8 protein-coding genes and 1 pseudogene are annotated in these 9,889 nt (G+C 68.7%); 7 read left to right on the top strand and 2 right to left on the bottom strand.

The features are described 5' to 3' along the window. The first annotated feature begins 311 nt into the window (after nucleotides 1-311). Entirely contained in the window at nucleotides 312-899 is a 588-nt protein-coding gene (locus tag CcI156_RS03840) for an Hsp20/alpha crystallin family protein (protein WP_076804314.1), read from the top strand. 108 nt (nucleotides 900-1,007) lie between these two features. Here the strand turns inward: CcI156_RS03840 and CcI156_RS03845 are convergent, their stop codons facing one another. After that, on the bottom strand, nucleotides 1,008-1,901 hold the full coding sequence (locus CcI156_RS03845) for an exodeoxyribonuclease III (protein ID WP_076804315.1): 894 nt from the start codon (nucleotides 1,899-1,901) through the stop codon (nucleotides 1,008-1,010). A gap of 68 nt (nucleotides 1,902-1,969) precedes the next feature. Here CcI156_RS03845 and CcI156_RS03850 point away from each other — a divergent pair, with 68 nt between their 5' ends. The 5 genes from CcI156_RS03850 (at nucleotide 1,970) to CcI156_RS03870 (ending at nucleotide 8,466) form a co-directional block, all read left to right on the top strand. Beyond that, entirely contained in the window at nucleotides 1,970-2,857 is an 888-nt protein-coding gene (locus CcI156_RS03850; RefSeq protein ID WP_076804322.1) for a dihydrofolate reductase family protein, read from the top strand. Between the two features lie 60 nt (nucleotides 2,858-2,917). Next, nucleotides 2,918-3,133: a hypothetical protein gene (locus CcI156_RS03855; RefSeq protein WP_011435628.1), complete on the top strand. Its 216-nt coding sequence runs from the start codon at nucleotides 2,918-2,920 to the stop codon at nucleotides 3,131-3,133. A gap of 191 nt (nucleotides 3,134-3,324) precedes the next feature. Next, complete coding sequence (locus CcI156_RS03860) at nucleotides 3,325-6,012, top strand: ATP-binding cassette domain-containing protein (RefSeq protein WP_076804316.1); 2,688 nt, start codon at nucleotides 3,325-3,327, stop codon at nucleotides 6,010-6,012. A gap of 205 nt (nucleotides 6,013-6,217) precedes the next feature. Further along, nucleotides 6,218-7,456 carry a glycosyltransferase family 4 protein gene (locus CcI156_RS03865; RefSeq protein ID WP_011435630.1) on the top strand — a complete coding sequence of 413 codons (1,239 nt, stop codon included), beginning with the start codon at nucleotides 6,218-6,220 and terminating at the stop codon, nucleotides 7,454-7,456. A 68-nt stretch (nucleotides 7,457-7,524) separates the two neighbouring features. Then, nucleotides 7,525-8,466: a dihydroorotate dehydrogenase gene (locus CcI156_RS03870; RefSeq protein WP_076804317.1), complete on the top strand. Its 942-nt coding sequence runs from the start codon at nucleotides 7,525-7,527 to the stop codon at nucleotides 8,464-8,466. Nucleotides 8,467-8,547: 81 nt separating this feature from the next. Here the strand turns inward: CcI156_RS03870 and CcI156_RS03875 are convergent, their stop codons facing one another. Further along, complete coding sequence (locus CcI156_RS03875) at nucleotides 8,548-9,099, bottom strand: DUF3291 domain-containing protein (protein WP_011435632.1); 552 nt, start codon at nucleotides 9,097-9,099, stop codon at nucleotides 8,548-8,550. 515 nt (nucleotides 9,100-9,614) lie between these two features. Between CcI156_RS03875 and CcI156_RS03880 the strand changes: the two are divergent. Continuing rightward, nucleotides 9,615-9,889: pseudogene (locus CcI156_RS03880) on the top strand (hypothetical protein); the annotation flags it as partial.

The following is a 9,889-nucleotide window of genomic DNA, read 5'->3' on the forward strand; positions in this document are numbered from 1 at the left end:
CCCGGCGCCCGCGGCGTCACGGCGGCCCGGAGCCCGCGGCGGGCCGGAGCCGGGGCCCCGCCGCCCGGCCGCCCGGGGTCGGCCGCTGCGACCGTTCGCCGTTTCGGTGTTCTGCCTCACATCCAACAAATTCCTTACCCCCGCTTGCAACAGTAAGGTTGAGCGCCTTAGACTCATGAACTGTGAGAGCGGGAGGCAATCGAACCGAAGGTGATCCACCCAGGGAGCGCCTGAGGCGCGGGAGTGTCCCGATCGGCATCGATGTACAGAGATCGGCCCTAGAAAGATCAATCTTTTGGAGGGGGAGCATCGTGAGCACCTACCTGTGGGACCYGTTTGCCTCGCTGGGGCGTATGGACCGGGAGTTCGACGAGATCGTTCGGCGTGTCTGGGGCCCGYGGCGTCCGGTGCTTACCGGACGGTCGTCGGTCACCGAGTTCGCCGTCCCGTCGGCTGATGTGGTTACTGAGGGAGCGGATGTACTGATCAACCTCGAGCTGCCCGGGGTCGATGTCGAGCGGGACGTCGCGGTCGAGATCGACCGGGGCCGCCTGGTCGTCCGCGGGAAGCGTGCGGCCGGCAGCGAGAGTGAGCACGCCGGTCGCGTACACCGCGAGCGCTGGCACGGTTCCTTCCGCCGGGAGTTCAGGCTTCCCGAGGGCGTGGAGGCGCAGCGGATCTCGGCCACTTACGACCGGGGCATCCTGACGGTCCGTCTCGTCGGCGCGGCGGCGGAGCCCAAGGCGACCCGGATCGAGATCACCCCAGTCGTCGGCGACGCCCGGCCGGCCGAGGTCGTCGAGGGGGGCTCCCCGGGGCTGCCGGCGGAATCAGCGGAGTCCGCGACGCCGCGGTCCGCCGAGCCGGCCACGCCGGCCGCAGCCGGTTCCACCGCCTGAGGACCGCACCCGGCGTGCGGACGCCGACGTCCGCACGCCGGGCAGCGGTTCCCTCGCGCCGGGCGGCCTACCCCGCTGGACCGGTCGATCCTGCCGGGACCGCCCGGCTCAGCGGCGGCGCGGTCCGGTGCCGGTGGAGGAGGTCCGTCCCGGGGCGGACTGTCCGGCCGAGCTGCCACGCGACGGAGGCGGCACCATCGGCCCGATGTCGCCGTCCGGCGCGGTGTCCAGATCGACGATGACGGGAGCGTGGTCGCTCGTCCCGACACCTTTGCGGGCCGCCCGGTCCACCCAGACCGCGCRCACGCGGCCCGCCACGTCGGCGGTCGCCAGAGCCAGGTCGATGCGCATCCCGAGGTTCTTCGGGAAACACAGCTGGCGGTAGTCCCAGTAGGTGTAGACGACGTCGTCGGGCCAGCGGGCCCGCAGCACATCGATGAGCCCGGCGTCGACGAGTTCCGCGAGTGCCGCGCGTTCCGCCGGGGTGACGTGGGTGGCGCCCTCGAACTGGGTGATGTCCCAGACGTCAACGTCCGTTGGCGCGATGTTGAAATCACCCAACGTCATCACCGCGCCCTGGGTCGTGGCCTCGGCCACCACCTCGCGCAGCGCGGCGAGCCAGGCCAGCTTGTAGGCGTAATGAGGGTCGTCGATGGTMCGGCCGTTGGGCACGTACAGCGACCAGATCCGGATGCCKCCRCAGGTCGCGGCGATGGCGCGAGGCTCGGGACCGGGAAAGCCCGGATCGCCCGGAAGACCCCGCGCGACGTCGTCGAGGGTATCCCGCGACAGAATCGCCACGCCGTTCCACCGGCCGTCGCCGTGATGGGCGACCCGGTAGCCCCGGCGAAACAGATCCTCGTCGAACAGCTCCAGGAAGGCGTCGTCCGCCAGCTTCGTCTCCTGCAGGCACACCACATCCGGCTCGGCCCGGTCGAGCCATTCGATCAGGCGGGCCTGCCGAGCCTTCGCAGAGTTGATGTTCCACGTTGCGATCCKCACATCTGTTGACGGTAGTCCCACGGTCCGACAGGTCTGCCGGGCATGTCGGGTCTGGGATGATGGTCGTCATGGGAATGAGCCGGCGTGTCGACGATGACACTGTCGACAGTGTCATCGTCGACAATGACACTGTGGGCCAAGGCGCTGTTGCTGGCCGGCCGTACGTCATCTGCAGCTGCGCGATGTCGTTGGATGGGCACATCGACGACAGCTCGGCTGAGCGGATGATCCTCTCCAGTGCCGCCGATCTCGACCGGGTGGACGAGGTGCGTGCCGGCTGTGACGCGATCCTCGTCGGCGCGGCCACTGTCCGGCGGGACAATCCCCGTCTCGCCGTGCGCGCGCAGCACCGTCGGGTGGCGCGAGAGGCGGCCGGACGCCCGCCCACGCCGATCAAGGTCGTGCTGTCCGGCGGGGGAGACCTCGATCCGAGCGCTCGGCTGTTCACCGCCGACCCGGTCGAGACGATCATCTACCGTTGGGCTGGATCATCGTTGGCGATCGCCGAGCCGACCTCGTCTCMCGAGCCGACCTCGTCTCCCGAGCCGACCTCGTCTCCCGAGCCGACCTCGTCTCCCGAGCCGTCGACGCCGCAATCGGCGCCGGCTGCGATCCGCACCGCGCCCSCTACCCGCGCCRCGCGCGTCATCCTGGTCGAACTCCCCGGTCGGCCCCGGGTCGAGGTCGCCGCCATCCTGACCGATCTCGCCCGGCGTGGCGTCCGTCGGCTGCTGGTGGAGGGTGGTACCTCGCTGCATACGGCCTTCCTCACCGCCGGCCTGGTCGACGAGCTGCATCTCACCGTCGCCCCGTTCTTCGTCGGCGAGCGCGATGCGCCGACCTTCGTGGGACCGGGGGTCTTTCCCAACGACGTCCACTCGCCCCTTCGCCTTGCCGAGGTCCGACAACTCGACGATGTGGTTTTTCTTCGGTATCTGGCACCGACGTCTCACTAAGCGCCGTGGTCCGGCGGCTCGATCGCTTCCGGGCCGGCGCGGATCAGCAACGCYGGCCAGGTGGCAGGCTTTCGCCCCCATCGCGGGGACGTCGTCGGCTGGGCCCAGGCCGCCGATCGGACGATGCACGCGGTCGTCTGGCGGGGTCGGAGGATCATCGATCTTGGGACGCTGGGCGGCCGCGGCAGCCTGGCGACGGCGGTCAACAACCGCGGTCAGGCCGTCGGTTCCGCCCGCCTGCCCGACGGCGGCACCCGTGCGGCCCGCTGGAACTGATTCGATTTCCACCACCCGCCCACCACATTTCCTCGTTCCCCGGACCGGTCGGTGTCCGGGTCCAGCACGCTCCAACCCGTCGTGGCCCGTCTCATGGCCGTCAGCTTTCGGACATGTTGCGGAAGGGGCAGGAAAATTCCCTCTGTACAGGCACACTATGGTGCGTCTGGCGATCGAAGGAGCGAGGGAGAGTGCTGGTGGTTCCGACCCCGCTTCATGTCACCACCCCCGCGGGGGAGGTGACGCTMACCGGAGACAAGCCGGTCGTGGTGGGGCGGGCCCGTGCGGCCGACATTGTGATCAACGATGGCCGGGTGTCGCGCCGGCATCTGGTGCTGCATCCCGACGTCGGCGGATGGCGGATCGAGGACATCAGCGCCAACGGTCTGTGGCGGGATGGCTGCCGTGTGGGCGGTCTCGCCGTCTCCGGGGAGCTTCGGCTCCGGCTCGGCGCGGTGGACGGACCCGAGGTGGTGCTCGTTCCGCGTCCGGCCCCGCCGATGATCCCGCCGACCGCGCCGACCCACAGCCCGGGCGGGGCGCCCATCCCCCTTGCCGGCCCGTCGCCCTCGTCTTGGCCGTCGCCGTCGCTGCCATCGCCGCCGGGCGCGGCGGTGCCGGGCATGGAATGGTGGTCCGAACCGGCGCCGGGCGCTGCGTCGGCGCCCGTCCCGTCGGCGCCCGCGCAGTCGGGCGGGCCCGACCCGGCCGTGGGGCAGGCGACGATGGTGCACGACCGGCGGCGCGTGTATCCGCTGACGATCGGACGGGTGCGGATGGGCCGCTCCCGCGACAACGACATCAACGTGGGCGACCTGCTTGCCTCCCGCCATCACGCCGAGCTGCATATCTCGGTGGCCGGCGTCGAGCTCATCGACCTCGCCTCCGCCAACGGCACCTTCGTCAACGGCCATCGGGTCACCCGGGCACGGGTGATACAACGCGACATCATCGCCATCGGCCATCATCTGTTCCAGCTCGAGGGAAACTCGCTCGTCGAATACGTCGACTCCGGTGACGTGGCCTTCGAGGCGCAGGCGCTGTCGGTGTGGGCCGGCACCAAGCAGCTCATGCACGACATGACCTTCCGGCTGCCAGGCCGTTCCCTGCTCGGTGTCGTTGGACCGAGCGGGGCCGGCAAGTCCACGCTGCTCAACGCTCTCACCGGCTTCCGACCGGCGGACCAGGGATCGGTGATCTACGCGGGACGTGACCTCTACGCCGAGTACGACGAGTTGCGACGCCGGATCGGGTACGTGCCGCAGGCCGACCCGCTGCATGACCAGCTTACCGTGCGTGAGGCTCTGGTATACGGCTCGGAACTGCGTTTCCCCGCCGACACCACCGCCAAGGAGCGGCGGGCCCGGGTGGAGGAGGTCATCGGCCAGCTTGGACTGACCGCGCACGCCGACACACCGGTCTCCCGGCTCTCCGGCGGCCAGAAGAAGCGCACCAGCGTCGCGCTGGAGCTGCTCACCCGGCCCTCTTTGCTGTTCCTGRACGAGCCGACCTCCGGTCTGGATCCGGCCAATGACCAGTCCGTGATGGAAACCCTGCGGGGCCTGGCGAAGGGCGGCGGCGCCGGCTCCGGCGACGAGACCGGCCGGACCGTCATCGTCGTCACCCACAGTGTGCTGTTCCTGGACCTGTGCGACTTCATCCTCGTGCTCGCGCCCGGCGGGCACGTGGCCTACTTCGGGCCGGCGGATGGGGCGCTGCGCTTCTTCGGCAAGGAGGACTTCCGCGAGTTCGCGGCGGTGTTCCGCGAGCTCGAGGCCACTCCGGGCGAGGAGATGGCGGAGCGGTTCCGGGACTCGGAGTTCTTCGTACCCTCCGCGATCGTGGCGCCCGCGGTGCGCAAGGCACCGCCGGAGCTGCCCAGCGTGCGCCAGCAGCCGGTCCGGGCCCAGCTCGCGACGCTGACTCGACGGTACTGGCGGGTCGTGCTCGCCGACCGGTCGTACTTACGGCTGATCATCRCCTTCCCGTTCCTGCTCGGCGTCGTCCCGCAGGTGATCCGCGCCCCGGACGGGCTGCGTGCGTTACCCCAGGCACCGAACACCGACGCGACGAAGGTCCTCCTCGTTCTGGTGCTGTGTGCCTGTTTCATGGGCATGGCCAACTCGGTCCGGGAGATCGTCAAGGAGCGGCCGATCTACCGGCGGGAACGCACGATCGGGCTGTCCCGCACCGCCTACCTTGGATCGAAGATCATTCTGCTGACCGGGATCACCACCGCCCAGTGTCTTGTCTTCACCCTGATCGGGCTGGTGGGCCGGACCCCGCCGAGGGCGGTCGTGCTCGGCTCGCCGGTGCTGGAGTGTCTGATCGCGGTGGGGGTCGCGGCGCTCGCCTCGATGATGATCGGTCTGCTGGTCTCGACGCTGATCGACAACGCGGACAAGACCATGCCGATCCTGGTCCTGGTCACGATGGGTCAGCTGGTGTTCTCCGGGGGACTGACCTCGCTGGTCGGGCGTCCCGTGCTGGCGCAGATCAGCCTGCTCGTCCCGGCTCGCTGGGGGTTCGCGGCCCTGGCGTCCACGGACGATCTCAACGACGTCAGCAAGTTCGGTAACGAGACCCTGCGGACCGACCCGACCGACGGGCTGTGGAAGCACAGCGTGACGATCTGGGTCCTCGACATCGTGATCTGCGTGCTGATCGGTGTCGTGGCACTGATCCTCACTGCCGTCATGCTGCGCCGGATCGAACCGAAGGTCACCCGGCCGACGGGTGCCGGGCCAGGGCCGGCCACTGGTCCGGGYTCGGGTTCGGGAGGGTTGTCGGGAGGGTTGTCGGGTCCGCGGCTGTATGGCACCGGGGTTCCCCCGGCGCACGGTTCCAGGACCGGTCGGTCCATGCCGCTGCGCGGCTGAGCGGTCAGTCCTCCCCGTAGCCCACGCCCCGGAGCAGGTATCCCGGCGATCTCCCTCGCGAGCCGGGCCGTGAGGGGGACCGCTATGCCCCTATATGTGGGTCGACGTGGCGCGAGTGGCCGCAAATCCAAAACCCCCCGCAGCGACCGGTTATCGTAGCGATAAGGTGAGCCGACCGAAGTTCGCTCGCGGTGGGGGATTGGGTATGGAGATCGTCTTCTTGTGCGAGCAGTATCCGCCGATCATCTGGGACGGGGCGGGAGTCTACACACACGACATCGCTCACGCCCTGGTCGCGCTCGGTCATCGGGTTCATATCCTTTGCGCCCAGGGGCGCTACCGCACGGACGAAGATCATGACGGAGTGATGGTGCACCGGCGGCCRCTCCTGCGGTTGCCCGTCACCAGGTTTCTCGGTCCGCTCGGCCGGTCGTTTCAGGGGGAGAACCATCCTCGCGATTCGCTCTCCCTGCGGTTCGTTCTCGCGGTCTCCTATGCTTTTTGGCTGCGTCGTCTCGGTCTGCGTCCCGACGTGATCGAGACTCAGGACGGCGAGACCCGGGGCCTGCGTACCGCCCTGCGCCGCGATATTCCCCTCGTGATCCACCTGCACACCCCGACGATGATGGACGTGCGTCTGCGGGACGGCCGGCTGCACGGCAGGGGCGCGGTGGCCGACCGGATCGACCGGTTCTCCGCGCTGCGCGCCGACGCGCGCACCGCTCCCTCCGAGCTGATCGTCACCACGCTGCGCGGTTTCGGCTGGCTGGATAAGGACACCGACGCGGACGTCATTCCTTACCCGTTCGACCGGTCCCCGTACATGGAGGTGGCTTCGCCCCGGCACACCGACCCGACGTTGCTCGTCGTCGGACGGCTCGAATGGCGCAAGGGGCTGGACGTCCTGATCGAGGCGGCCGCGCTGCTGAAGAAACGGGGTGTCGAGGTAACGGTGGTCTTCGCCGGTCAGTCCTCGGGCACGATCGAGGGCGTGGCGACCGGGACCTGGCTGGAGCAGCAGGCGGTCAAACTCGGCGTCACCTGCCGTTTCGCCGGCCACCTGACCCGTCCCGAGCTGGTCAAGGCCTATGAGGAGGCACGGGTGGTCGTCGTGCCGAGCCGGTTCGAGAGCTTCTCCATCGCGGGTCTCGAAGGAATGGCCTCGGGACGCCCGGTCGTCGCGACCGCGACGACCGGGGTGGCCACCTGGGTGGCGAAATGGAAGGGCGGCACGGTCGTTCCGCCGGAGGACGCCCCCGCACTCGCCGACGCCCTGGAACCTTTCCTCACCGACCCGGAGCTCGCGGAGACGGTGGGTGCCCGCGGTCGGGTCGGCACCGCCGAGCTCGAGCCGCTGCGTATCGCCGCCCTGCGGGAGAAGGTCTACCAGAAGGCCATCGACCGTTTGCGGGCGCGCCACGGAAAAACCTCCGCCGTGGCATGAGGGTAGCGACCCGGATCATCGATTGCCGGTCACGAACCTGATCCAGGCGAAAACCCTAGGGTAGGGTCATGAGCGGTCTGTGCGGTGTCTCCCTGGAACATCCGATCATGAACGCGGCTGGCACCTGCAAGACCGCCGAGGATGTCGAGACGTTCGCCCGGTCGGCGGTCTCGATGATCGTCGTTGGTTCGATTACCCGGGAACCGCGGTCAGGTAACTCCGGCAACGTCTACTGGCCCGGCCGGGTCTACTCGTTGAACGCGCTCGGGCTTCCCAACCGCGGGCTGGACTACTATGCCGCGCATCTGCCCGGTATGGTGCGGCGCGCTCACCGGGCGGGCAAGCCGTTGACCGTCAGCGTCGCCGGGTTCGGTGTTGACGAGTACCGCGAGATCTCCGCGGTCGTGGCGCGGACCGGGGTCGACCTGATCGAACTGAACCTGGCCTGCCCGAACATCTGGGACGGCGGAACGCAGAAACGCATCGCCTGCTTCGATCCCGGGCACACCGCGACGATCTGCACGGCGGTGGGCGACACGCTGGTGGCGCAGGCTGGTGCCGATCCGGCCCGACGCGTCCCCTACGGAGTCAAGATCTCGCCGTTCTCCGATCCGTCGGCCCTGGTGGAGCTCGCAACGGTGATCGATGAGGTTGCCGCGCGTCCCRGTGGCCCGCGGTTTGTCACGGCGGTGAACACCTTCCCCAACGCCTTCGCCGTTGACGATGCGCACCGACCAGTCGTCGACGTCGAGCTCGCCGGTATGAGCGGGCCGGCGCTCAAGCCCGTCGGGCTCGGTCAGGTGCGCCAGCTACGCCGCCTGCTCCCGGAGAGTGTGGACATCATCGGGGTTGGGGGTGTGACCGGCGGTCGTGACGTCGCCGACTACCTGCTGGCCGGGGCCACCGCGGTCCAGGCCGCCACCGCGTTCTGGAACCGTGCGGAGGATCCGGCCGTCTTCGGTGCCATTCTGTCCGACTGGATCGACCACACCGACCCGGCCGTCCCCTGAAAAGGGTTTCATGCGTGTTTTCCGTATATCTTCCCGACATATTTTTTTCACGTCCTCGGCACGGGAGCCTGTCGCGCCGGATCAGCCTCCGGCTGCCGCGTTTCTCGGTGCCGCTCGGCCCGGCTGCTCGGCGGTGTTCTCCGGGCCGTTTCCCGGGACCAGGGAGATCCGCCGGTCCGGCGGTGGAAACGTCAGCCGGAACGTGAAGGCGGTGGCGGTCGGGCCGTGGGCCCGCAGGTGACGRACCCGGTCCTCGGCCTCGTCCGTCCCCGGCCGATGCCCGGCGGGTACCCACCACAGGGCGTTGGTCGTCCGCTGGATGGGATGAAACCACTCGCGCCGACGGTGTAGGAACGCCCCGTGGCCGCTATGGAAGACGAAGTTGGCCAGTGCCTCCACCGACTCCCACACGGTCAGGTTCACGATGATCGCATGGTCGCCGTCGCCCTCCCACACGAACGTGCGCACGGCGGTGTCGCCATCCTCGGGCCGCGGGCGCCAGACGACACCAGACTGCCGGTCGCCGAGCGTGTTGGTGGGGGTGAGACCGGCGACGAAGTCGGTCAGCGCGGAGGAGCCGGGCGGCGCGAGCAGTCGGGCGATGTTCACCTGGGCCAGATGGTAACCCGTCATGAAGGCAGCCTAGGGAGGTTGTCGCGCCGCCGCCAGGAATATCGGTCAATTACCGGTCGATCATGATCGGCGAGTCGGCGGGTGCAATTTCTACCAGTTTTTCGATGCCGATCGGAACAGCCAGCGAACAGTAACCCCGCCACGAACGGGCCGGCTGATGCCGATGCCTCCCGATCGGCGCCCCATCGTGGGGCTGTCAGATGATCCGTCAGGTGGTGTCGCCGTCRAGGACTCCGCTGGAGCCACCCGGATGGACTCACCCGAGTCGATCATGCGCGCCTCCCACCTATTGGCAACGGCGACGCTACTCTCCGTAGTCGGAGGTGCCGGGAGGGGAAGATCCCAGGATCCCGGGGCGGGCTGTGTCACTTACGTGGAAGCGCGTTTCTCCGCGGAAATCAGCCTGAGTGCGGATCGCTCGAGCTCGGCCGGTGATCCAATTTCGGTTCTCGCTGGCCGAAATGGCCTCCACCGCCGGCAGTATTTGGTCATTTTCTATTAGCCATGGGGGAATCATGGGAAGTTCCGCAAGGAGAAAAGCCGCAGTTGTCGCTCTGTCCACGACGGCGGCTCTGGTCGTCGCCGCGGGGCCCGCGGCCACGAGCGCGTTGGCCTTCGATGGTCACGACGGCCCGAAGGACAAGCACGTCACCAAGCACGTCGTCAAGGAGCACTRGACCAAGATTCGCTGGGAGAAGGAGAGCTGGGACAAGAAGGTCTGGGAGGCCAAGGACAAGAAGGGCCGGGACGACAAGGACAAGAAGGACTGGGACGGTAAGGACAAGAAGGG

The organism is Frankia sp. CcI156, assembly GCF_001983015.1.
Lineage (GTDB): Bacteria > Actinomycetota > Actinomycetes > Frankiales > Frankiaceae > Frankia > Frankia casuarinae.